17 protein-coding genes are annotated in these 23,067 nt (G+C 72.7%); 9 read left to right on the top strand and 8 right to left on the bottom strand.

What is annotated here, in order from left to right; translation table 11 throughout:
- Position 1: 1 nt before the first annotated feature.
- The 5 genes from JAO84_RS33885 to JAO84_RS33905 are packed head-to-tail and all read right to left on the bottom strand — an operon-like array spanning position 2 to position 5,659.
- A complete protein-coding gene (locus tag JAO84_RS33885; protein ID WP_370416280.1) occupies positions 2-976 on the bottom strand; it encodes an ABC transporter ATP-binding protein in 975 nt (324 codons plus the stop codon).
- Positions 973-1,947 (bottom strand): ABC transporter ATP-binding protein, encoded by a 975-nt coding sequence (locus tag JAO84_RS33890; protein ID WP_370416281.1) that lies wholly within the window; start codon positions 1,945-1,947, stop codon positions 973-975. Before JAO84_RS33890 ends, JAO84_RS33885 begins: the two co-directional genes overlap by 4 nt.
- Entirely contained in the window at positions 1,947-2,933 is a 987-nt protein-coding gene (locus tag JAO84_RS33895; RefSeq protein ID WP_265863698.1) for an ABC transporter permease, read from the bottom strand. The genes JAO84_RS33890 and JAO84_RS33895 overlap by 1 nt, the downstream gene beginning before the upstream one ends.
- A 5-nt stretch (positions 2,934-2,938) precedes the next feature.
- Complete coding sequence (locus JAO84_RS33900) at positions 2,939-3,889, bottom strand: ABC transporter permease (protein WP_370416282.1); 951 nt, start codon at positions 3,887-3,889, stop codon at positions 2,939-2,941.
- 6 nt (positions 3,890-3,895) lie between these two features.
- Positions 3,896-5,659: an ABC transporter substrate-binding protein gene (locus tag JAO84_RS33905; protein WP_370416283.1), complete on the bottom strand. Its 1,764-nt coding sequence runs from the start codon at positions 5,657-5,659 to the stop codon at positions 3,896-3,898.
- Between the two features lie 124 nt (positions 5,660-5,783).
- On the opposite strand from JAO84_RS33905, the gene JAO84_RS33910 reads away from it, so the two are divergent.
- The 3 genes from JAO84_RS33910 (at position 5,784) to JAO84_RS33920 (ending at position 8,832) form a co-directional block, all read left to right on the top strand.
- Positions 5,784-7,142 carry an aldehyde dehydrogenase gene (locus JAO84_RS33910; RefSeq protein ID WP_370416284.1) on the top strand — a complete coding sequence of 453 codons (1,359 nt, stop codon included), beginning with the start codon at positions 5,784-5,786 and terminating at the stop codon, positions 7,140-7,142.
- 108 nt (positions 7,143-7,250) lie between these two features.
- The gene (locus JAO84_RS33915) at positions 7,251-8,123 is read left to right on the top strand and encodes an NAD(P)H-binding protein (protein ID WP_370416285.1); all 873 of its coding nucleotides are present in this window, start codon (positions 7,251-7,253) and stop codon (positions 8,121-8,123) included.
- A 61-nt stretch (positions 8,124-8,184) separates the two neighbouring features.
- Positions 8,185-8,832, top strand: a complete 648-nt coding sequence (locus tag JAO84_RS33920; RefSeq protein ID WP_265863546.1) for an alpha-ketoglutarate-dependent dioxygenase AlkB — start codon at positions 8,185-8,187, stop codon at positions 8,830-8,832.
- Positions 8,833-8,893: 61 nt separating this feature from the next.
- Here the strand turns inward: JAO84_RS33920 and JAO84_RS33925 are convergent, their stop codons facing one another.
- Entirely contained in the window at positions 8,894-9,319 is a 426-nt protein-coding gene (locus tag JAO84_RS33925) for a hypothetical protein (RefSeq protein ID WP_370416286.1), read from the bottom strand.
- Between the two features lie 86 nt (positions 9,320-9,405).
- Here JAO84_RS33925 and JAO84_RS33930 point away from each other — a divergent pair, with 86 nt between their 5' ends.
- The 6 genes from JAO84_RS33930 (at position 9,406) to JAO84_RS33955 (ending at position 20,077) form a co-directional block, all read left to right on the top strand.
- The gene (locus tag JAO84_RS33930; protein WP_370416287.1) at positions 9,406-10,416 is read left to right on the top strand and encodes a LacI family DNA-binding transcriptional regulator; all 1,011 of its coding nucleotides are present in this window, start codon (positions 9,406-9,408) and stop codon (positions 10,414-10,416) included.
- A 177-nt stretch (positions 10,417-10,593) separates the two neighbouring features.
- Positions 10,594-14,886 (top strand): discoidin domain-containing protein, encoded by a 4,293-nt coding sequence (locus JAO84_RS33935; RefSeq protein WP_370416944.1) that lies wholly within the window; start codon positions 10,594-10,596, stop codon positions 14,884-14,886.
- A gap of 197 nt (positions 14,887-15,083) precedes the next feature.
- Positions 15,084-16,496: an extracellular solute-binding protein gene (locus tag JAO84_RS33940; RefSeq protein ID WP_370416288.1), complete on the top strand. Its 1,413-nt coding sequence runs from the start codon at positions 15,084-15,086 to the stop codon at positions 16,494-16,496.
- Between the two features lie 110 nt (positions 16,497-16,606).
- Positions 16,607-17,563 carry a carbohydrate ABC transporter permease gene (locus JAO84_RS33945; RefSeq protein ID WP_370416289.1) on the top strand — a complete coding sequence of 319 codons (957 nt, stop codon included), beginning with the start codon at positions 16,607-16,609 and terminating at the stop codon, positions 17,561-17,563.
- Between the two features lie 19 nt (positions 17,564-17,582).
- Positions 17,583-18,458, top strand: coding sequence for a carbohydrate ABC transporter permease (locus tag JAO84_RS33950; protein ID WP_370416290.1), 876 nt, complete (start codon positions 17,583-17,585; stop codon positions 18,456-18,458).
- 32 nt (positions 18,459-18,490) lie between these two features.
- Positions 18,491-20,077 (top strand): glycoside hydrolase family 13 protein, encoded by a 1,587-nt coding sequence (locus JAO84_RS33955; protein WP_370416291.1) that lies wholly within the window; start codon positions 18,491-18,493, stop codon positions 20,075-20,077.
- A gap of 15 nt (positions 20,078-20,092) precedes the next feature.
- Here JAO84_RS33955 and JAO84_RS33960 read toward each other — a convergent pair whose 3' ends face one another.
- On the bottom strand, positions 20,093-22,120 hold the full coding sequence (locus JAO84_RS33960) for an NHLP bacteriocin export ABC transporter permease/ATPase subunit (RefSeq protein WP_370416292.1): 2,028 nt from the start codon (positions 22,118-22,120) through the stop codon (positions 20,093-20,095).
- Positions 22,107-23,066 (bottom strand): hypothetical protein, encoded by a 960-nt coding sequence (locus JAO84_RS33965; protein WP_370416293.1) that lies wholly within the window; start codon positions 23,064-23,066, stop codon positions 22,107-22,109. Before JAO84_RS33965 ends, JAO84_RS33960 begins: the two co-directional genes overlap by 14 nt.
- Between the last annotated feature and the right edge of the window lies 1 nt (position 23,067).

Below are 23,067 nucleotides of genomic sequence, written 5' to 3' on the forward strand. Positions count from 1 at the left end.
CTCAGCCCGTCTCCGGGAAGTGGCAGGCCACCTCCCTCGCCTCCCCCGCCGCGGTCCGCCGCAGCGGGGGAGACTCCGTCCGGCACAGTGCCTGCGCCTTCGGACAGCGCGGATGGAAGGTGCAGCCCGGGGGCGGCGCCGCCGGGCTCGGGGGGTCGCCGAGCAGGGTGATCCGCTCCCGGGCCCGCTCGGCCGCCGGGTCCGGCAGCGGCACCGCCGAGAGCAGCGCCCGGGTGTAGGGGTGCGCGGGCGCCCCGTACACCCGCTCCTTCGGGCCGATCTCCACGATCCGCCCCAGATACATCACCGCCACCCGGTCGCAGACCCGCCGCACCACCGACAGATCGTGGGCGACGAAGAGGTACGAGAGACCGAGCTCCCGCTGCAGCCGCCCCATCAGATTGACGATCTGCGCCTGTACGGACACGTCCAGGGCCGACACCGGCTCGTCGGCGACCACCAGGCGCGGCCCGGTCGCCAGGGCGCGCGCGATGCCGATCCGCTGCGCCTGACCGCCGGAGAACTCGTGCGGGAACCGGTCCAGATGCTCCGGGAGCAGCCCCACGAGCTCCAGGAGCTCGGCCGCCCGCGCCCGGGCCTCGGCGGCCGAACTCCCCTGCACCAGCAGGGGATCGGCGATGATCCGGGACACCGTACGGCGCGGGTTGAGCGAGGAGTGCGGGTCCTGGAAGACCATCTGGATCTCGCGGCGCAGCGGCTTGAGCGCCCGCGCGGACAGCCGGCTGATGTCCCGCCCGTCGTACGTGACGGTGCCGGAGGTGGGTTCGAGCAGCCGGACGATCATCCGTCCGGTGGTCGACTTGCCGCAGCCGGACTCCCCGACCAGGCCCAGGGTCTCGCCCTGGGCGATGTCGAAGGAGACGCCGTCCACGGCCCGCACCCGGGCGGAGCGGGACCCGCGCCCGGGAAAGGTCATCGTCAGGTCGCGGACGGAGAGGAGGGGAGGTGTGCTCATGAGGCGACGCCTTCGTACGCGGGGAAGTGACAGGCCGTCGGATGGTCCGCCGGACCGCTGAGCACCGGGCGTTCCTCCCGGCAGCGGTCCCGGGCCCGCGCGCAGCGCGGCGCGAAGGCGCAGCCCGGCGCGGGGGCGAGCAGGGACGGAGGCGAACCGGGGATCGCCCGCAGCGGGGTGTCGGCCGGGTCGTCGAGCCGGGGCAGCGAGTCGAGCAGCCCCTGGGTGTAGGGGTGCGCGGGGGCGGCGAACAGGGCGTCCACCGGGGCCTGTTCGACCGCCCGCCCGCCGTACATCACCAGGACCTCGTGGGCGACCCGGGCCACCACGCCCAGATCGTGGGTGATGAGCACGACGCCGAGCCCCCGGTCCTGCTGCACCCGGGCGATCAGGTCCAGGATCTGCGCCTGCACGGTGACGTCGAGCGCGGTGGTCGGCTCGTCCGCGATCAGCAGGTCCGGCTCGCACACAAGCGCCGTCGCGATCATCACGCGCTGCCGCATCCCGCCGGAGAACTGGTGCGGATACTCGCCGGCCCGCCGCCGCGGCTCGGGGATGCCGACCTCGGCGAGCGCCTCGACGGCCCGCTCGCGGGCCACCCGCCGCCGTGACCCGAAGTGCACCCGGTGGTGCTCGGCGATCTGCTCGCCGACGGTGTAGTACGGATGGAGGCTGGACAGCGGGTCCTGGAAGACCATCGCCATCCGCCGGCCGCGCAGCCGGTTCAGCTCCCGCTCGCGCAACCGGGTCAGCTCCTGGCCGTCGAGGACGACCGAGCCGGACACCTCGGCGCCGGTGTGCAGACCCATCACCGCCATCGAGGTCACGGACTTGCCGGAGCCCGACTCGCCGACGATCCCGAGGGTCCCTCCGCGCGGCACGTCGAAGGAGAGACCGTCCACGGCGCGCACCGGCCCGCGCCGGGTCGGGAACACGACCGACAGGTCGCGCACGGACAGCAGCGGCGGCATCAGAACCTCACTCGCGGGTCGACGACGGCGTAGAGCAGGTCGACGCACAGATTGGCGACGACGATGAAGGCGGCGGCCAGCAGCGTCACCCCGAGGATCACCGGCTGGTCGCCGGTGGAAAGGGCCCCGTAGAAGAGCCGCCCCACGCCCGGCAGCCCGAACAGCGACTCGGTGATCACCGCGCCGGCGAGCAGCCCGCCGAGGTCCATGCCGAACAGGGTGAGGATCGGCGTCATCCCGGCCCGCAGCCCGTGCTTGACCACCACGGTCCGGCGCGGCAGACCCTTGGCGCGGGCGGTGCGGATGTACGGCTCCGCCATCGACTCGATCATCGAACTCCGGCTCTGCCGGGCGTACATGGCGGCGTACAGCAGGGCGAGGGCCAGCCAGGGAAGCAGCAGGTTCCGCCCCCAGTCGAGCGGGTCGGCGCCGAACGGCACGTACTGCGGATAGGGCAGCAGCCCCGCCACCCGGATGAAGCCGTAGATCAGCATCACCGAGGTGAAGTAGACCGGCAGCGAGGCGGCGGCGACCGCCCCGACCATCAGCGTCCGGTCGGTCAGGGTGTCCTTGCGCAGGGCCGCGGTGACCCCCGCGCCCAGGCCGAGCGCCAGCCAGATCACGGCCGCGCCCACGGCGAGCGAGGCGGACACCGGCATCCGGTCGACGAGCAGGTCCCAGACGGGCTGGCTGTTCTCGTACGAGTAGCCCAGGCACGGGAAGTCGCAGCGCAGCGCGTACGGGCCGCTGCCGACCGTGCGTCCGGTGAAGATGCCGGTGACGAAGTCGCCGAACTGGCGCCACAGCGGCTGGTCCAGGCCCATGTGGGCGCGGATCGCGGCGAGCCGTTCGGTGCTGCAGGACTTGCCGCAGGCCGCGGCGGCCGGGTCCGAGGGCAGCACGTAGAAGATGAGGAAGGTGATGGCGGCGACGGCGAGGAGCACGCCGAGCATCCCGAGGAGCCGGCGGCCGACATAGGGGATCAGCTGTCTCACGCGCGGCCTCCGCGCGGGTCGAAGACGTCCCGCAGCGCGTCCCCGAGCAGGGTGAAGGCGAGGACGGTGAGGAAGAGGCAGAGGCTCGGCACCATGAAGTACATCGGGTCGGTGTCGTAGAAGGCGACGCTCTCGGCGATCATCTGCCCCCAGGACGGGGTCGGCGGGCGCACCCCGACGCCGAGATAGCTGAGCGCGGCCTCGGTGGCGATCATGCCCGGCACGATCAGGGTGGTGTAGGCGATGACCGGCCCGGCGACCCCGGGCAGCACGTCCCGGGTGAGCACCCGCCAGGTGGAGGCGCCGCCGACGCGGGCCGCGTCGACGTACTCGCGGTGCTTGAGCGAGAGGGTCTGGCCGCGCACGATCCGGGCGATGCCGGGCCAGCCGAAGAGGCCGATGACCAGGACCATCAGCAGGATCCGGTTGACGTCCCTGGCCACCGACATCGCCGCGATCATGAAGATGAGGGAGGGGAAGGACATGGTGAGGTCCATGAGCCGGGAGAGCACGGTGTCGGTGCGGCCGCCGAAGTAGCCGGCGACGACGCCCGCGGCGACCCCGACGACGACCACGATGGCGGTGGCGGCGAAGGCGATGAGCAGCGAGACCTGCGCGCCGTGCACGACCCGGGCGAACAGATCGCGGCCGGTGACGGGTTCGACGCCGAGCCAGTGGTCGGCGGACACCCCGCCGAGCGGCCCGATCGGCAGTCCGCCGAGGTACGGGTCGACGGCCGCCTTGTCGAACTCGTCGGGGCGCCAGCCGCCGAGCCCGCCGATCAGCGGGGCGCCGGCGGCGAGCACGGCGAAGAGGACGACGACGGCGAGCCCGGCGAGGGCGGAGGGACGGCGGCGCAGCTCGGCCAGGGCGAGCCGCCAGGGGCTGCCGGCGGCAGCCGGTGGCGGCGCCGCGGTGGCTTCGGGGCGGGTGTCGGTGGTGGTCACGGCGGCTCAGCTCCCGCTCTTCGCGGGGTCCTTGAGGCCGATCGTCGCGTAGTCGATCTGCCCGCCGAAGGAGGTGTGGCCGAAGGCGCCGGCGATGTTGGGGCCGACCAGGAGCGGCATGCGCTCGATGACGACGGGCGCGGTCGGGGCCTTGGCGAGGATCTGTCCGTCGAGCTCCTGCCAGGCCTTGCTGGCCTGCGTGGCGTCGGTCATCGCGGCGATCTCGTCCATCCGCCGCATCGTGGGCTGGTCGCGGAAGAGGGAGTGGTTGCCGGAGTTGCCCTTCTCCTTGATGTAGCGGCCGTCGAAGACGAAGGGCAGGAAGGTGGAGCCGGAGGGGTAGTCGGGGCACCAGCCGGTGTAGACGAGGTCGGTGCGGTTCTTGGTGTCGCCGATGGTGTCGTAGAAGGCGGAGGGGTCGACGGTCTCGATGACGACCTTGATCCCGGCGCGGCCGAGGGACTCCTGTATCGCCTCGGCGACGCCCTTGTCGCCGGTGGCGACGGTGAGCCGGGTGGTGAGGCCGTCGGCCTTCCCGGCCTCCTTGAGCAGCTGCTTGGCCTTGGTCACGTCGCCGGTGAGCGGGATCTTCAGGGTGTCGGGCTGCTTGCCGCCGGTGAAGAGGGAGCCGGGCATGAGCGCGGTGGCCGGGTCGTTGAGGGCCGGGCCGCCGGAGGCGGTGAGGATGGCCTCGCGGTCGAGGGCGTACTGCACGGCCTGCCTCACCCGCACGTCGTCGAACGGCGCGCGGCCGGTGTGCATCTGCACCATCTCGGTGCAGTTCTTGGACTCGGCGAGCAGCCGGGCGCGGATGTCGGGCTTGGTGAGCACCTTGGGGGTGGACTCGGGGCGGAGCCCGGCCCAGGGGACGGCGGAGGCGTCGGCGCCCGCGCCCGCGACGAGCCGGTCGTCCACCTGGCCGCCCTTGAGGCCCATGGTCACGACGATCCGGTCGGGGTAGGCCTTGCGCACCGGGTCGGTGGCGGCGTCCCAGTGCGGGTTGCGGACCAGGACCAGCCGCTTGTCCCGGGCGTACGACTCGATCTTGTACGGCCCCGAGGAGAACGGGCGGTTGTCGTACTGCGGGCCCTTGTCCTGGGCGGCCGGCACCGGGGCGAAGGTGGGCAGCACCGTGGCGTAGCGGAACTCGGCGAAGGGCGCGCGGAGTTCGAAGACGATGGTGCGGGCGTCGGGCGTCTTGATCGACGCGAGGTGCTTGCCGCCGGCCGGGCCCTTGTAGCCCTCGGCGCCGGCGAGGTAGCGGGCCGCGTAGTCGGGGCCGCCGGGCAGGTCGGGGGAGAAGGACCGCTCGACGTTGTACTTGACGTCCTGCGCGGTGACGGGGGAGCCGTCCTCGTACTTCAGGCCCTGCTTGAGACGGAAGGTCCAGGTCTTGGCCCCGTTGGACGAGGTGCCCAGGTCCTCGGCGAGGTCGGGGGCCAGCTCGCTGCCCTTGGCGCCGGGTTCGGCCTTGTAGGTGAGCAGGGTGCGGTAGAGCAGCCGGGTGCCGAAGTCCATGTCGCCCATGACCCAGTTGCGGGCCGGGTCGAGGTGGGTGAAGTCCTGGTTGGACAGCACGTTCAGGGTGCCGCCCTTCGCCGGGGTGCCGCCGACGACCCGGCCGAGGTTGCCGGTCGCGGGGTTGGTGCCGGACCGGCCCCGGTCCGAGGCGCCGCCGGTGCCGGAGCCGGAACAGGCGGTGGCGGTGGTGCCGAGCGCGAGGGCCGTCAACAGGGCCGCGGCGAGGGTGATGCGAGGGTGCTTGTCCATCAGGGTCACTTCCGGGTGGGGAGTTCAAGCAGAAAATGTGACCCGTAAAATAGTAATGTGAAATTGTACTGCGCAAGCCCTTGGACATGACCAAGCCCTCGCACCCCCGGAGAAGGTTCGCCGCATGAGCGTCATCTCGCGCAATCCCGCAGACCCGTCCGACGTCCTCGTCGAACTCCCCGCCCCCGGCGCCCGGTTCACCGCCGAGGCGGTCGAACGGGCCCGCGCCGCACAGCCCGGATGGCTGCTCGGCGGGGCCGCCGCCCGCTCCGCCGCCCTCACCGCCGTCGCCGCCGCCGTCGAGGCCGCGAGTGCCGAACTCGCCGCGCTCGCCGTACGGGAGGTGGGCAAGCCGGCCGCCGAGGCGCGCGCCGAACTCGCCCGTACCGTCGCCGTCTGGCGCTACTACGCGCAGGCGCCCTACGAGCCCACCGGCGCCGTCCACGAGACCGCCACCGGCCCCGGACTGCTGCTCACCCGCCGCCGCCCGCACGGCGTCGCCGGCCTGATCACCCCCTGGAACTTCCCCTTCGCCATCCCCAGTTGGAAGGCCGCCCCGGCCCTCGCCGCCGGCAACGCGGTGGTCCTCAAGCCCGCTCCCGAGGCCACCGCCTGCGCCCTCCGCCTCGCCGAACTCGTCCAAGGCGCCCTGCCGGAAGGGGTGTTCACCGTCCTGCCCGGCGGGGCCGCCGAGGGCGGGGCCCTGGTCGGCGCGGCCGACGCGGTCTCCTTCACCGGCTCCACCGGCGTCGGCCGCGAGGTCGTCCGCGCCGCCACCGCCCGGGGCGTCCCGGTGCAGGCCGAGACCGGCGGACTCAACGCGGCGATCGTGCTGCCCGACGCCGACACCGAGCGGGCCGCCGCGCACATCGCCGCCGCCGTCGCCGGATACGCCGGCCAGAAGTGCACCGCCACCAGCCGGGTCATCGCCGTCGGCGCGGCCCTGGACCCGCTGCGCGAGGCCCTCGCCGAGGCCCTGCGGGCCCTCCCGGTCGGCGACCCCGCAGAGGAGACCACCGTCTGCGGCCCGCTGATCGGCGAAGCCGCCCGCGAGGCCGTCACCGACGCCTGGCAGGGCCTCTCCGTGCTCGCCGGCGGCACCGTCCCCGACCGGCCCGGCTGGTACGCGGCGCCCACCCTCGTGGAGAAGGCCCCGCCCGGCCACTGGCTGCTCACCGAGGAGGTCTTCGGCCCGGTCGCCGCCCTGCTGCCGGCCCGTGACCTCGACGAGGCGGTGCGGATCGGCAACGGCACCCGCTACGGCCTGGTCACCTCCGTGCACACCGCCGGCCTCGGCGCCGCCCTGGACTCCCTCGACCGGCTCGACACCGGCATGATCCGGATCAACGCCCCCACCACCGGCGTCGACTTCCACCTGCCGTTCGGCGGCGCCAAGGCCTCCGGCTCCGGCCCGCGCGAACAGGGCAGGGCCGCGCTCGACTTCTACACCTCCTCCCGGACCTACACCCTCACGCCCGGCTGACCGGACCGACTCCGGGGGTGCGCGGGCGCGCGGGCGTGCGCGGCGGGGGTCCACGCGGTCGAATGGGGTGCGGGCCCCGCGGCGGGACCCACGGCGGAAGGGCAGGACATGAGCGAGCTCATCGCGGTGACCGGGGCCACCGGGCGGATCGGCCGGCGGGTGGTGCGCCGGCTGGCCGAGGCGGGGGCGACCGTCCGCGCCCTGGGGCGCGACCCGGAGAAGCTGGCCGCCCTGGCCACCGGCGACACCCGGGCCGCGTCCTACGCCGACGCCGGCGCGATGGAGGCCGCGCTGGACGGCGCGGCCACGCTCTTCCTGGTCTCCGCCCACGAGGCGCCGGGCCGGGTCCGGCTGCACGCCGGCGCCGTGGACGCCGCCGTGGCCGCCGGGGTGCGGCGGATCGTCTACCTCTCGTACCTCAACGCCGCACCCCACGCGACCTTCACCTACGCCCGCGACCACTGGCACACCGAACAGCACATCCGCTCCACCGGCCTTGCCTTCACCTTCCTGCGCGACAGCACCTACCAGGCCGACCTGGCCGCGATGACCTCGCCCGAGGGCGTGCTGCGCGGACCCGCCGGGGGCGGCCGGGTGGGTGCCGTCGCCCATGACGACATCGCCGACTCGGCCGCCGCGGTGCTGCTCGACTCCGGCGGCGGCCATGACGGCGCCACGTACGACATGACCGGCCCCGAGGCGCTGAGCTTCGCGGAGATCGCCGCCGCGCTCACCCTGGCCAGTGGACGCCCGGTCACCTATGTGCCCGAGACCCGGGAGGAGGCCTACGCCTCGCGGGCGGTCTACGAGGCGCCCGACTGGGAGGTCGAGGGCTGGGTCACCTCGTACGAGGCGGTGGCGGCGGGCGAGATGGCCGACGTCTCCGACGACGTGCGCACCCTGACCGGGCACTCGCCGCAGGCCTTCGCCGACTTCCTCGCGACCCACCCGGAGTGCTACCGGCATCTGCTCCCGCACTGACGGCGAGGCCGTGACCGAAGAGATTCGCTCATGTGTTCGGTTTCTGGTCTAGGCTGTAGCCATGACCACGGCACGACCCGACATCCCCGGACTCCAGGGCTCCCTCTTCGACCAGGGCGCCGAGATCGGACCCGGCCCCCTCACGGGCCTCCGGCGCACCGTGCTCGGCGCCGGCGCCTGGGTCGACCATCTGCCCGGCTGGCTGCACGGCGCCGACGCGCTCTTCGAGGAGCTGGCCGCCGGAGTGCCCTGGCAGGCCGAGGAGCGCCGGATGTACGAGAACGTGGTCGCTGTCCCGCGCCTGCTGGCCCACTACCGGGAGGGCGCCCCGCTGCCGCACCCCGCGCTGGCCGAGGCCCGCGACGCGCTCGGCGCCCACTACGCCCGCGAGCTGGGGGAGCCCTTCGCCACCGCCGGGCTCTGTCTCTACCGCGACGGCCGGGACAGCGTCGCCTGGCACGGCGACCGCACCGGACGGTCCGCCACCCAGGACACGATGGTGGCCATCCTCGCCCTCGGCGACCCGCGCGACCTGGTGTTCCGCCCGCGCGGCGGAGGGCCGGTGGCCCTGCGGCTGCCGTCCGGGCACGGCGACCTGCTCGTCATGGGCGGTTCCTGCCAGCGCACCTGGGAGCACGCCGTACCGAAGACCACGCGGGCCGTCGGCCCCCGGATCAGCGTGCAGTTCCGGCCGCGCGGAGTGCGCTGACCCCGCGCCCGGCGGGGCGGGGCTCGCGGGGACCTCAGCCCCGGTCCTCGGTCCTCGGTCGTCAGTCCTCGCCGAAGCCGCGGTAGGTCCCGTCGCCCTCGTCGGCCGTGTCCGCGAACTCGGCGAAGTCCATGTTGGCGAGCGAGAGGTTCGCCGAGACGTCGGGGAACCAGCGCACCGGCACCCGGAAGGTCCGCCCCGGCTCGTCGGCTAGGTCCACCGCGAGCAGCGGGTGTTCCGGATCGGCCAGCGCGGCCGCGTCCGCGAGGAACACGTAGTGGATCCGCTCTCCCTCCGGCGCGGCCGAGTCCCAGGCGACCAGCTCCGCCACGCGCGCGTCGGCGAACCGCCGTTCGGCCACGCAGGTGGCGTGCGGGTACGCGTCCACGGCGTCGAGCGCGGCGCGGACCGCCTCCCAGGTCGGCTCGTCGGCGAAGTCCGTACGCAGCACGAGCGAGGTCAGATCGGCGGGTTCGGGAAGCGACATGACCAAGATCCTCTCATTTCGAACGCCCGAGCGGTCCTGACGCAGCAACGCAATTCTTTTGCGGGATTTGCGCTAGCCTTGCGCTCATGACGCGACGACTTGCTCAGGTTGCCAAGAAGGTGGGGGTCAGCGAGGCCACCGTCAGCCGGGTGCTCAACGGCAAGCCCGGGGTCTCCGAGGCGACACGGCAGTCCGTCCTCACCGCGCTCGACGTGCTCGGCTACGAGCGGCCCACCCAGCTGCGCGGCGAGCGCGCCCGGCTCGTCGGCCTGGTCCTGCCCGAGCTGCAGAACCCGATCTTCCCGGCCTTCGCCGAGGTCATCGGCGGGGCCCTGGCCCAGCAGGGCCTCACCCCGGTGCTCTGCACCCAGACCAAGGGCGGCGTCTCGGAGGCCGACTACGTGGACCTGCTGCTCCAGCAGCAGGTCTCCGGCGTGGTGTTCGCCGGCGGTCTCTTCGCCCAGGCCGACGCCCCGCACGAGCACTACCGGCGGCTGGCCGAGCGCAAGATCCCGGTGGTCCTGGTCAACGCCCCCATCGAGGGGCTCGACTTCCCCTGTGTGTCCTGCGACGACGCCGTCGCGGTCGAGCAGGCCTGGCGCCATCTCGCCTCGCTCGGGCACGAGCGGATCGGCCTGGTGCTCGGCCCGGCCGACCACGTGCCCTCCCGGCGCAAGCTCGAAGCGGCGTACGGCGCTTCGCGGGCGGCGGGCCGTGAGCTCGCCGAGGAGTTCGTCGAGCGCTCGATGTTCTCCCTGGAGGGCGGACAGGCCGCCGCCGGACGTCTGTTGGAGCGCGGCGTGACCGGGATCGTGTGCGCGAGCGACCCGCTCGCGCTCGGCGCGATCCGGGCCGCGCGCCGGCGCGGGCTCGCCGTCCCCGGCGAGGTCTCGGTCGTCGGCTTCGACGACTCCGCCTTCATGAACTGCACCGAGCCGCCGCTCTCCACGGTCCGCCAGCCCATCGAGGCGATGGGCCGGGCCGCCGTCGAGCTGCTGTGCGCCCAGATCCAGGGCAGCCAGACCCACTCCGGCGAGCTGCTCTTCGAGCCGGAGCTGGTGGTGCGCGGCTCGACCGCGCCGCCGCCGCTCGGCTGATCCGCCGTCCCCGGCCGCTCGCCCGGCGCCCCGCTCCCTTCCGGAGCGGGGCGTCTTTTTTCTTGTCCCGGTCTTGTCCGGGGGCGTAGACGACTCGACAGTCCTCTGGAACTCTCTGAGCGTTCATTGCAAGGAATGAACAGCATCGTGTTTCCCGTAGACGAGATCGAGGAACTGATGAGACTACGCACACTATGGGCCCGCACCACGGGCGCGCTCGTCGCCACCTGCCTCCTGATGCTCGGCGGCCCGCTCGCACCGGCCGGTGCCGCCGGCGGACCGAACGTCGCCCTCGGCGACCCGGCCGCGGCGAGCAGCTCCCAGTCCGGGTACGGCGCCGGCGCCATCACCGACGGCAACCAGGGCACGTACTGGGAGAGCGCCCCCGGCAGCGCACTGCCGCAATGGGTGCAGACCGACCTCGGCACCACCCAGCGCATCGACGAGGTGGTCCTGAAGCTCCCCGCGGGCTGGGAGAGCCGCAGCCAGACCCTCTCCGTGCAGGGCAGCGCCGACGGCATCGCCTTCACCACCCTCAAGAGCTCCGCCGCCCACACCTTCGGCCCCGGCAACGGGAACACCGTCACCGTCGGCTTCCCCGCCGCCCTCACCCGCTTCGTACGGATCGACGTCACCGCCAACACCGGCTGGCCGGCCGCCCAGCTCGCCGAACTGGAGGTGCACGCCGCCGACGGCTCCTCCGGGAACCTCGCCGCCGGCCGCACCCTCACCGCCAGCAGCCACACCCAGACGTACACCGCGCCGGGCGCCAACGACGGCAACCGCGCCACCTACTGGGAGAGCGCCGGCGGCGCCTTCCCGCAGTGGCTGAACGCCGACCTCGGCTCCGCCGTCCGGGTCGACCGCGTGGTGCTCGCGCTGCCCGCCGGCTGGGAGGCCCGCAGCCAGACCCTGAAGATCCAGGGCAGCACCGACGGCTCCACCTACACCGACCTCACCGCTGCCCGCGCCTACGCCTTCGACCCCGGCACCGGGAACACGGCCACGATCACCTTCGACGCCGTCACCACCCGCCACGTCCGGGTCCTGGTCACCGCCAACAGCGTCCAGAACGCCGCCCAGATCTCCGAGCTGGAGATCTACGGCCCGGCCGGCGGTGACACCCGGGCTCCCACCGCCCCCACCGGCCTCGCCTACACCGAGCCCACCACCGGCCAGATCCGGCTCACCTGGAACGCCGCCACCGACGACACCGCCGTCACCGGCTACGACGTGTACGCCAACGGAGCCCTGCTCACCACCGTCGCCGGTGACACCACGACCTACACCGACAACCGGCCCGCCGGACAGACCGTCTCCTACACCGTCCGCGCCCGCGACGCCGCCGGCAACCAGTCCGGCGACAGCAACACCGTCACCCGGATCGGCGACGCCGGCGACACCCAGGCGCCCACCGCGCCCGCGAACCTCGCCCTCACCGAACCCGCCGCCGGCCAGATCCAGCTGACCTGGAACGCCGCCACCGACAACACCGGCGTCACCGGCTACGAGATCTACGCGAACAACACGCTGCGCGCCACCGTCGGCGGCACCGTCACCACCTACACCGACACCCAGCCCACCACCGCCACCGTCACCTACACCGTCCGCGCCAAGGACGCCGCCGGGAACCGGTCCGTGCCCAGCAACGCCGTCACCCGCGACGGCACCGGCGGCACCGGCTCCGACCTCGCCGTCGGCAAGCCCATCACCGCCAGCTCCACCGTGCACATCTACGCGGCGGAGAACGCCAACGACAACAACCCCGCCACCTACTGGGAGGGCGCGGGCGGCAGCTATCCGCAGACCCTCACCGTGAAGCTCGGCGCCAACGCCGACCTCACCCGGCTCGTCCTCAAGCTCAACCCCGACGCCGCCTGGTCCGCCCGCACCCAGACCGTCGAGGTCCTCGGCCGCGAGCAGAACGCCACCGGCTACACCAGCCTGGTCGCCGCCAGGAGCTACTCCTTCGACCCGGCGAGCGGCGGCAACTCCGTCACCGTCCCGCTGACCGCCCGGGTCGCCGACGTGCAGCTGAAGTTCACCGCCAACTCCGGTGCCCCGGCAGGCCAGTTGGCCGAACTCCAGGCGATCGGCACCCCCGCCCCCAACCCCGACCTGGAGGTCACCGGACTCACCGTCAGCCCCGCCGCACCCGTCGAGTCCGACCCCGTCACCGTCACCGCGACCGTCCGCAACAGCGGCCCGGTCGCCGCCCCGGCCAGCACGCTCGCCGTCCGCCTCGGCGGCGGCAAGGTCGCCACCGCCCAGGTCGGCGTCCTCGCGGCCGGCGCCCAGACCACCGTCAGCGCCGCCATCGGGACCCGCGAGGCCGGTACGTACGCGCTGAGCGCCGTCGCCGACGAGCCCGGCGCCGTCATCGAACAGAACGAGACCAACAACACCTACACCAGCCCCACCGGCCTCGTCGTCAAGCCGATCGCCGGCTCCGACCTGCTCCCCGCCACCGTCACCACCACACCGTCCAGCCCGGCCGCCGGCGACAACGTCACCTTCAAGGTCACCGTGCGCAACCAGGGCACCGACGCCAGCGCCTCCGGCAGCCACGGCGTCACCCTCACCCTCGCCGACGACCGCGGCACCGTGGTCAAGACCCTGACCGGCGCCCACTCCGGCGCCCTCGCGCCCGGCGCCTCCGCCGACGTCACCCTCGGCCCGTGGACCGCCGTCAACGGCTCGTACACGGTGAAGACCGTGCTCGCCGACGACGCCAACGAACCCGCCGTCAAGCGCGCCAACAACACCGCCGTGCAAGGCCTGTTCGTCGGACGCGGTGCCCACATGCCGTACGACATGTACGAGGCCGAGGACGGTGCCACGGGCGGCGGCGCCACCGTCGTCGGCCCCAACCGGACCGTCGGCGACATCGCGGGCGAGGCCTCGGGCCGCAAGGCCGTCAGCCTCGACGCGACCGGCGAGTACGTCGAGTTCACCACCCGGGCCGCCACCAACACCCTGGTCGCGCGCGTCTCGCTGCCCGACGCACCGGGCGGCGGCGGAATCGACTCCACCATCGACGTCTATGTCGACGGTGTCCTCAAGAAGGCGCTGCCCGTCACCTCGAAGTACGCCTGGCTGTACGGGGCGGAGACCGCGCCCGGCAACTCCCCGAGCGCCGGGGCGCCCCGCCACATCTACGACGAGGCGCATCTGATGTTCGGCGAGACGATCCCCGCCGGCAGCCGGATCCGGCTCCAGAAGGACGCCGCCAACCCGCATCCGTACGCCATCGACTTCGTCAACCTGGAGCAGGTCGCCCCGGCCGCGAACCCGGACCCCGCCACGTACACGGTGCCGGCCGGATTCACCCACCAGGACGTGCAGAACGCGCTCGACAAGGTGCGCATGGACACCACCGGCAAGCTCACCGGCGTCTATCTGCCGCCCGGCGACTACCAGACGTCGAACAAGTTCCAGGTGTACGGCAAGGCCGTCCAGGTCGTCGGCGCCGGGCCCTGGTACACCGTGTTCCACGCCCCCGCCGGGCAGGAGAACACCGACGTCGGCTTCCGCGCCGAGGCGACCGCGAAGGGCTCGCTCTTCAAGGGCTTCGCCTATTTCGGCAACTACACCTCGCGCATCGACGGCCCCGGGAAGGTCTTCGACTTCTCGAACGTCTCCGACATCGTCATCGACGACATCTGGAACGAGCACATGGTGTGCCTCTACTGGGGCGCCAACACCGACCGGATGACCATCAAGAACTCGCGGATCCGTGACATGTTCGCCGACGGCGTCAACATGACCAACGGCTCCACGGACAACCTGGTGACCAACAACGACGCCCGGGCCACCGGCGACGACAGCTTCGCGCTGTTCTCGGCGATCGACGCGGGCGGTGCGGACGAGAAGAACAACGTCTACGAGAACCTGACGACGACCCTGACCTGGCGGGCGGCGGGCGTCGCCGTCTACGGCGGCTACGACAACACCTTCCGCAACATCCACATCGCCGACACCCTGGTCTACTCGGGGATCACCATCTCCTCGCTGGACTTCGGCTATCCGATGAACGGCTTCGGGACCGGACCGACGACCTTCGAGAACATCTCGGTGGTCCGGGCCGGCGGCCACTTCTGGGGCGGGCAGACCTTCCCCGGGATCTGGCTGTTCTCCGCCTCGAAGGTCTTCCAGGGGATCCGGGTCAACCATGTCGACATCGTCGACCCGACCTACAGCGGCGTGATGTTCCAGACGAACTATGTCGGCGGGCAGCCGCAATTCCCCATCAAGGACACGGTGTTCACCGACGTGTCGGTGACGGGCGCCCGCAAGAGCGGTGACGCGTACGACGCGAAGTCCGGCTTCGGACTGTGGGCCAACGAGCTGCCGGAGGCGGGCCAGGGCCCGGCGGTCGGCGAAGTGACGTTCAACGGCCTTGAGTTGAGCGGAAACGCGGTCGACATCCGCAACACCACCTCCACCTTCACCATCCACCGCAACCCGTAAGCCCCGTACCCGAAGGGGGCTCTCGCAGGCCGGTGCACGCCGCTCGCGCGACGCGCACCGGCCTTGCGTGCATGGGGAGTTGCATGGCTCTGTCGAGCATTTACGAAATCAGCGCGATATCTTGCGTCCATCTGTCGGCGGTGGTTGAGTGTGCCGCACCCCGCACGCCACGCACGCCCAGCCCGAAGGGGACCCCCATGAGAGTTGCCCGGTTCCGCCGCAGCCGCCGCGCCGGCGCGGCCGCCCTCGTCTCCGCCCTCGCGCTCACCGCGCTCGCCGCCTGCGGCACGAGCAGCAGCAGCGACGACGGCGGATCCGAGGGGAGCGGATCGACCGACCCGTCCGCGCCGCTGGACCCCAGGACGAAGGTGACCCTCACCATCGACTGCATGCCCCCGGCGGCGAAGGCGGCCGAGCTCAAGGAGTGGAAGGAGGACGTCGCCGCGTTCAACAAGCTCTACCCGAACGTCACCATCGAGGGCCGCTCCACCCCCGGCCAGTGCCTGGAGCCCCCGCGCTTCACCGCGATGCTCAAGGCCAAGTCCCAGCCCGACGTCTTCTACACCTACTTCACCGACCTGCCCCAGGTCCTCGCCGAGGACGGCGCCGCCGACATCAGCGCCTACGTCAACGACAAGACCGTTCCGGCCCTCGCCGACATCGACACCGACGTCCTCGGCTCGCTCAAGCAGGACGGCAAGCTCTACGGGCTGCCCACCAGCAACTACACGATGGGCCTGCTCATCAACCGCAAGCTCTTCACCCAGGCCGGTCTCGACCCCGACAACCCGCCGCGCACCTGGGACGAGGTCCGCGCCGCCGCCAAGAAGATCGCCGGCCTCGGCGGCGGCATCGCCGGCTACGGCGAGTACAGCGCCGGCAACACCGGCGGCTGGCACTTCACCGCCCAGATGTACAGCCTCGGCGGCGACGTCGTCGACGCGAGCGGCAAGAAGGCCGCCTTCGACAACGAGCTCGGCAAGCAGGTCGCCAAGAACCTCCACGCCATGCGCTGGGAGGACGACAGCATGGGCAAGACCCAGCTGCTCAAGTGGGGCGACCTGCAGAAGCAGATCGCCACCGACAAGCTCGGCATGTTCCTCGCCGCGCCCGACGACATCGCGTACATGGTCCAGCAACTCGGCGCGAAGTACGAGAACTTCGGCATGGGCCCGATCCCCGGCGGCAAGAACACCCTGGCCGGCGGCAACAACTACATGATCAAGCAGGGCATCTCCGGCGACAAGATCAAGGCCGCCGTCGCCTGGCTGAACTTCAAGAACCTCACCGTCGGCAAGGGCCAGTTCGACTGGTCCCGCACCAAGGCCGACGGCCTCCCGGTCGGCGTCCCGCAGCCCAACTTCTGGCGCGGCCGGTCCAAGACCGAGGACGACGCCGCCCGCGTGCAGAACGCCACCATGCCGGTCGCCAACTTCAAGACCTTCATGGACAACCCGGTCCCCGGCAAGGCCGAGCCGCCGCAGGCCCAGGAGATCTACAAGGTCCTCGACAACGTGATGTCCGGAATCCTCACCAACAAGGACGCCGACATCGACAAGCTGCTCGCCACCGCCGCGGCCCAGGTCGACCAGGTCCTCGCCCACGGGTGACCCGCCCGGGCGGTCCGGCCGCCCGCCGGACCGCCCCGCCGGCCCCGCACCACGCCCCACCCCACCCGCACCGAGGAACCCCGACCCGTACCGAGGAACAAGGAGCGCCGATGTCGGTCACCGGCCTGACCCCGCGCACCAAGGGATCCCCCCGACCCGCCCCGCCGCCCCGCACCGCGGCCGCGCCCGCCGGCCGGTTCGCCCGGAGCCTGCGCCGCAACCTCACCGCCCACGGCTTCCTCATCGGTGCCGTCGTCTGCTTCGCGCTCTTCTCCTGGTACCCGATGGTCCGCGAGGTCCTCCTCGCCTTCCAGAAGACCGAACACGGCCACAGCACCTGGACCGGCCTCGACAACCTCGCCACCGTCGCCGCCGACCCCGCCTTCTGGCAGGCCTGGCGCAACACCCTCCTCTTCACCCTGCTCGCCCTGGTCCTCGGCTTCGCCGTCCCCTTCGTCACCGCCCTCGTCATCAACGAGTTCCGGCACGGCCAGGGCTACCTCCGGCTCCTCGTCTACCTGCCCGTGATGCTCCCGCCGGTCGCCTCCGTCCTCCTCTTCAAATACCTCTACGACCCCGGCTACGGACTCCTCAACGAACTCTTCCGCCTGCTCCACCTGCCCGAACAGCAGTGGCTCCAGGACCCCGCCCTCTCCCTGCTCTCCGTCGTCATCGCCGCCACCTGGATGAACATGGGCGGCGCCACCCTCGTCTACCTCGCCGCCCTCCAGGGCATCCCCGGCGAGCTCTACGAGGCCGCCGAACTCGACGGCGCGGGCCTCCTCCGCAAGATCTGGCACGTCACCATCCCGCAGACCCGGCTGGTGCTCTCGCTGATGCTGCTCATGCAGGTCATCGCCACCATGCAGGTCTTCGTCGAACCCTTCCTGCTCACCGGCGGCGCCGGCCCCGAGGGCTCCACCACGACCGTCGTCTACCTGATCTACCAGTACGCCTTCAACTTCAACGACTACGGCGCGGCGGCCGCCCTCGGCCTGCTCCTGCTCGTACTCCTCGCCGGATTCTCGGCGGTGTACGTGAAGCTCAGCCGCGCCGAGGACGCCTAGGAACCCGGGGGAGACCGGCATGACCACCCGCACCCTCATCGCACCCGCCCGGCTCAACCGGCCCCGCGGCAAGGCCCTCTACCGGGCCGCCCTCACCCTCGTACTCGCCGGCTTCACCCTCGTCTTCCTCGGCCCGCTCTACTGGATGGCCTCCAGCGGACTCAAGGACACCCAGGAAGCCGTCGCCACCCCGCCCACCCTCGTCCCCGGCAGCTTCGAGCCGGAGAACTACCGCCGCGCCTGGGAGGTCATGGACCTCTCCTCGCTGCTCCTCAACACGCTCTACTACGCGGCCGGCGCACTGCTCTTCCAGCTCGTCCTGGACGTCGCCGCCGCCTACTCGCTCTCCAAGCTCCGGCCGGTCCTCGGCAAGGCGATCCTCGGCATGATGCTCGCCACCCTGATGATCCCGGCGACCGTCCTCGTCGTCCCGCAATACCTCACCGTGCTCGACGTGCCGATCGTCGAACGCAATCTGCTCAACACGCCCTGGGCGATCTGGCTGCCGTCCGTCACCAACGCCTTCAACATCTTCCTGCTGAAGCGCTTCTTCGACTCGATCCCCCGGGAGCTCCTCGACGCCGCCGGCCTGGACGGCGCCTCCCCGATGCGCGTCCTGTGGTCGGTCGTGCTGCCGATCTCCCGCCCGATCCTCGGCGTCGTGTCCATCTTCGCCGTCGTCGGGGTCTGGAAGGACTTCCTCTGGCCGATGCTCACCCTGCCCGACCCGGCGAAACAGACGCTCAACGTCGGCATCTACTCACTGTCCAACGGAGTCCCGGTCAACGTCCTGATCGCCGCGCTCACCATCGCCTCCGTGCCGACGCTGATCCTCTTCCTGATCTTCCAGCGCAACATCATGAGCGGCCTCACCGCCGGCTCCCTCAAGGGCTGAACAAACCCCGCACCCGACGGAAAGGACCTCACGTGTCAGCCGACTGGTGGCGCGACGCCGTCATCTACCAGGTCTACCCCCGCAGCTTCGCCGACGGCGACGGCGACGGCACCGGCGACCTCGCGGGCGTCCGGGCGAGACTGCCCTACCTCGCGCAACTCGGCGTCGACGCCGTCTGGTTCACCCCCTGGTACGTCTCGCCCCTGGTCGACGGCGGCTACGACGTCGCCGACTACCGCACCGTCGACCCCGCCTTCGGCACCCTCGACGAGGCCGAGAAGCTCATCGAGGAGGCCGCCGCCCTCGGCCTGCGGGTCATCGTCGACATCGTCCCCAACCACGTCTCCGACCAGCACGCCTGGTTCCGGGCCGCCCTCGCCGCCGGACCCGGCAGCCCCGAACGCGAGCTCTTCCACTTCCGGCCCGGCCGCGGCCCGCACGGCGAACTCCCGCCCAACAACTGGCCCTCCCAGTTCTCCGGACCCACCTGGACCCGGGTCCCCGACGGCGAGTGGTACCTCCACCTCTTCACCCCCCAACAGCCCGACCTCAACTGGGCCCACCCCGCCGTCCGCCGCGAACACGAGGACGTGCTCCGCTTCTGGTTCGACCGCGGCGTCGCCGGCGTCCGCATCGACTCCGCCGCGCTCCTCGCCAAGGACCCCGCGCTCGCCGACTTCGAGGAGGGCGTCGACCCCCACCCGTACATCGACCTGGACGAACTCCACGACATCTACCGCTCCTGGCGGACCGTCGCCGACGGCTACGGCGCCGTCTTCGTCGGCGAGGTCTGGCTCCCCGACGCCGAACGCTTCGCCCGCTACCTCCGCCCCGACGAACTCCACACCGCCTTCAACTTCTCCTTCCTCGCCTGCCCCTGGGAACCCGAGCGGCTGCGCGCCGGCATCGACGCCACCCTCGCCGAACACGCCCCCGTCGGCGCCCCCGCCACCTGGGTCCTCTGCAACCACGACGTGACCCGTACGGTCACCCGCTACGGCCGCGCCGACACCGCCTTCGACTTCGCCACCAAGGCCTACGGCACCCCCACCGACCTCGCCCTCGGCACCCGCCGCGCCCGCGCCGCCGCCCTGCTCACCCTCGCCCTGCCCGGCTCCGTGTACGTGTACCAGGGCGAGGAACTCGGCCTGCCCGAGGCCGACATCCCGCCCGGCCGCGTCCGGGACCCCATGCACTTCCGCTCCGGCGGCACCGACCCGGGCCGCGACGGCTGCCGCGTCCCGCTGCCCTGGACCGCCGACGCCCCCTGGGCCGGCTTCGGCTCCACCACCGAACCCTGGCTGCCGCAGCCCGCCGACTGGCCCGACTACGCCGTCGACCGGCAGAGCGCCGACCCCGGCTCGCTCCTCACCCTCTACCGCACCGCCCTCGCCCTGCGCCGCACCGAACCCGGCTTCGGCGACGGCCCCATGGACTGGCTGCCGGCCGCCCCCGGTGTGCTCGCCTTCCACCGCCCGTACGGCCTGCTGCATGTCACCAACCTGTCGGCCGAGCCCGTCCCGCTGCCCCCGCACGCGCTGCTGCTCCTGGCCAGCGGCCCGCTCACCGAGGCCGGGGAACTCCCGCCGGACACCTCGGTCTGGCTCCGCGAGGACTGAGAACCGGGGCGGCGTTCACGTCAGCTGACGCCGGACCAGCTCATGGAACAGGCCCGTCGGGTCCGCCAGCAGCTCGGCGGGCGAGCCGTGCTGCACCACGCGGCCGTCCGCCATGGCGATCACCCGGTCGGCGCCCATCACCGTGGACAGCCGGTGGGCGATCACCACCCGGGTGGTGCGCAGCGCCCGGGTGGACTCGATGACCACGCGCTGCGCCTCGTTGTCGAGGGCGCTGGTGGCCTCGTCGAGGAAGAGGACGCGGGGCTTGCGGATGAGCGCCTGGGCGATCATCAGCCGCTGGCGCTGGCCGCCCGAGATGGTGCCGCCGCCGTCGGAGAGCATCGTGTGCAGCCCCATCGGCATGGCCTGCACGTCCTCGGCGAGCCCGGCCAGGGTGATCGCCTCCGACACCTCCTCCAGGGTGTACGCCTCCGCCCCGCGCACACAGTCCAGGATCGAGCCGGTCAGCGGGCGGGCGTCCTGCAGCACCACACCGCACTGGCGGCGCACGGCCGCCCGGTCGAGCGCCGCCAGGTCCTGCCCGTCGTAGAGCACACTGCCCTCGGTGGGCCGGTCGAAGCCGATGAGGAGCCGGAGCAGGGTCGACTTGCCGCAGCCGCTCGCGCCGACGATCGCCACGAACTCCCCGGGCCGGACGGACAGATCGACCCCGTCGAGGACCAGCGGCCCGTCCTCGGTGTAGCGGTACGACACCTGGCGGGCCTCGATCGCCCCGCTGAGCACACCCGGCCGGACCGTCCCGGCCCGCACCTCGGGCTCCGCCGCCAGAATCGGCTCGACCTGCTCGTACACCGGCAGCACCGCCGCCACCGAGAGCAGCGCACCGGTCAGCTGGGTCACCGAGGAGAGCAGCAGGGTGAGCGCGGTGGAGAAGGTGAGGAAGCCGGCCGCCGACATCGCACCCCGGGCCGGGCCGGCCAGCAGCGCGAACATCACCAGGGTGCACAGCGGCAGACAGACCGCGCCGATCACCGTGACCGTGTTCTGGATCCGGCCGACGCGCTGCTGGAGCACCCGGGTGCGGGCGAACTCCCGCGCCCAGGCCGCGTAGGCGAAGCTCTCCGCCGCCGCGACCCGCAGCTTGGGCAGCCCGCGCAGGGTCTGGAAGGCCTGGTTGTCGAGCCGGTTGCCCAGCTCGACGAGGCGCCGCTGAAAGCGCAGCTGCCACAGCCCCAGGCCGAGCAGCACCGCCCCGACCACGAGCAGCATCGCCAGGGCGAGCAGCCCGAGCGCGACGCTGTGCGCGAGCAGCAGCACGAGGTTCACGGCGCCGACCGCGGTCGACTGGAGACACACCGGCGCGATCCCGGACAGCATCCGCCGGATCACCCCGATGCCGAGCGCCGCGTTGGCGAGCTCGCCGGTGGACCGGCCGGCGAAGAAGGGCGCCGGCAGCCGCAGCAGCCGGTCCCACACCGCCGGCTGCAGGGTGGCCTCGATCCGGCCCTCCATGCGCAGCAGCGCCACGTTCTGCAGCAGCATGAACGCCGCCTGCAGCACCGCCGCCGCGCCGAGCGCCACCGCCGTCTGCACGATCAGACCGCGCTCGCCCGCCGGCACGTACGCACCGAGGATCCGGCCCGTCGCCAGCGGCACCGTCGCCCCGAGCACCACCGACACCAGACCGCCGAGCAGCAGCGCCCGCAGCTCACGGCGGGTGCCGCCGGCGCTGAAGCGAAGCAGCCGGAGCAGGGTCGGCCGGCCCTCCGGCAGCGGCCGGTAGAACATCACCGCCCGCGGCTCGAACTCCGCCGCGTTGTCGGCGCCGACCCGCTCCCGGCGGGCGCCCGCCCGGTCGACGGCCACATAGCCGCCGCGCCGCCACAGCAGCGCCACCGGAGCCCCGTCGGCCTCCCGCCGCCCGACCAGCGGCCCGCAGTCCTCGCGCCACCAGCGGCCGTGCAGCCCCACCTCACGGGTGCGGACCCGCGCGGCCAGCGCGATCCGCTCGACCGGGTCGAGCCGCTCGCCGTCCACGCCGGCGCCCGCCTCCACGCCGGCCGCCGACTCAGCGAGCACCACCCCGGCGTCCGCGGCGACGAGCCGGCACACCGCGAGTGTCGCGTCGACCCCGGCGGCGGTGCCCGCGGCCCCGCGCCGGCCGCCCCCCCGCCGCCGGACCGCCCGAGGGCGGCGAGAGCAGTGTCCGGTCCGCCTCGCTGCCGGCCGCCCGGCCGGCCGCGAGACCGGCGGCCGTCCGGTCCTCCTGCGCGCGCTCGCGCTCCTCGATCCAGTCGTCGAGGGCGTAGAGCAGCCGGTACTGCTGCTCCACCATGCCCTGCCACAGAGCCGCGTCGACGAGCAGCCCGCCGGCCGCGCCCGCCTCGTACGCGGCGCCGTACGCCACGCTGCCCGGCGGCACCTGCATCCACATGACCTCGTCGTCGCCGGCCGCCCGCCCGTCGCCGGGCCGGGCGTCGAGCGGCGCCTCGTAAAGGACCCGCAGACCGCGGCCGATGCCGAGCGCGAAGGCGTCCTCCAGCGGGCTCGCGACCGGGGCCTGCGGGGTGCCGTACGCGTCCCAGCCGCCCGCGTAGCCGTAACTCCCGTACCCCTGGCCGTCGAACCCATGGCCCTCATACCCCTGGCCCTCGTACCCCTGGGCGTACGTCTCCGGCCGGTGCAGCTCGCGCAGTTCGACCCGGCGCAGCAGGCACTCCCGGGACGGGCGGCCGACCAGGGTGTGCCGGGGGCCCTCCGCGGGACCGAGGAGCAGCGCGCCGCTCTCCACCCTCCCGAGGAAATGCCAGGCACCGGCCTGCCCGGCGTCCACCGCGAACAGGTCGAGGCTGCCGTGCACGACCAGCCAGAGCACCGACGGCCCCTCCAGGGACAGGCTGCGCAGACCCGAGCAGTCCAGCGGGGCGCCGAGGCCGCCGAGCGCGGTGAGCACCGGATCGGCCGGGCCGACCGGCGCGGGCGCCGTGGCTTCCGCCGCGTAGGGGGAGGGGGTGGCGGGGGTGGTCATG

The organism is Streptomyces fradiae, from assembly GCF_041270065.1.
Classification (GTDB): Bacteria; Actinomycetota; Actinomycetes; order Streptomycetales; family Streptomycetaceae; genus Streptomyces.

What these genes read in the sequence shown, in the direction of transcription:
- JAO84_RS33890 (WP_370416281.1), bottom strand. Translation starts at nt 1,947, where the DNA reads ATGCCGCCGCTGCTGTCCGTGCGCGACCTGTCGGTCGTGTTCCCGACC.
- JAO84_RS33945 (WP_370416289.1), top strand. Translation starts at nt 16,607, where the DNA reads ATGTCGGTCACCGGCCTGACCCCGCGCACCAAGGGATCCCCCCGACCC.
- JAO84_RS33940 (WP_370416288.1), top strand. Translation starts at nt 15,084, where the DNA reads ATGAGAGTTGCCCGGTTCCGCCGCAGCCGCCGCGCCGGCGCGGCCGCC.
- JAO84_RS33965 (WP_370416293.1), bottom strand. Translation starts at nt 23,066, where the DNA reads ATGACCACCCCCGCCACCCCCTCCCCCTACGCGGCGGAAGCCACGGCG.
- JAO84_RS33920 (WP_265863546.1), top strand. Translation starts at nt 8,185, where the DNA reads ATGACCACGGCACGACCCGACATCCCCGGACTCCAGGGCTCCCTCTTC.
- JAO84_RS33925 (WP_370416286.1), bottom strand. Translation starts at nt 9,319, where the DNA reads ATGTCGCTTCCCGAACCCGCCGATCTGACCTCGCTCGTGCTGCGTACG.
- JAO84_RS33905 (WP_370416283.1), bottom strand. Translation starts at nt 5,659, where the DNA reads ATGGACAAGCACCCTCGCATCACCCTCGCCGCGGCCCTGTTGACGGCC.
- JAO84_RS33910 (WP_370416284.1), top strand. Translation starts at nt 5,784, where the DNA reads ATGAGCGTCATCTCGCGCAATCCCGCAGACCCGTCCGACGTCCTCGTC.
- JAO84_RS33935 (WP_370416944.1), top strand. Translation starts at nt 10,594, where the DNA reads ATGAGACTACGCACACTATGGGCCCGCACCACGGGCGCGCTCGTCGCC.
- JAO84_RS33915 (WP_370416285.1), top strand. Translation starts at nt 7,251, where the DNA reads ATGAGCGAGCTCATCGCGGTGACCGGGGCCACCGGGCGGATCGGCCGG.
- JAO84_RS33885 (WP_370416280.1), bottom strand. Translation starts at nt 976, where the DNA reads ATGAGCACACCTCCCCTCCTCTCCGTCCGCGACCTGACGATGACCTTT.
- JAO84_RS33930 (WP_370416287.1), top strand. Translation starts at nt 9,406, where the DNA reads ATGACGCGACGACTTGCTCAGGTTGCCAAGAAGGTGGGGGTCAGCGAG.
- JAO84_RS33950 (WP_370416290.1), top strand. Translation starts at nt 17,583, where the DNA reads ATGACCACCCGCACCCTCATCGCACCCGCCCGGCTCAACCGGCCCCGC.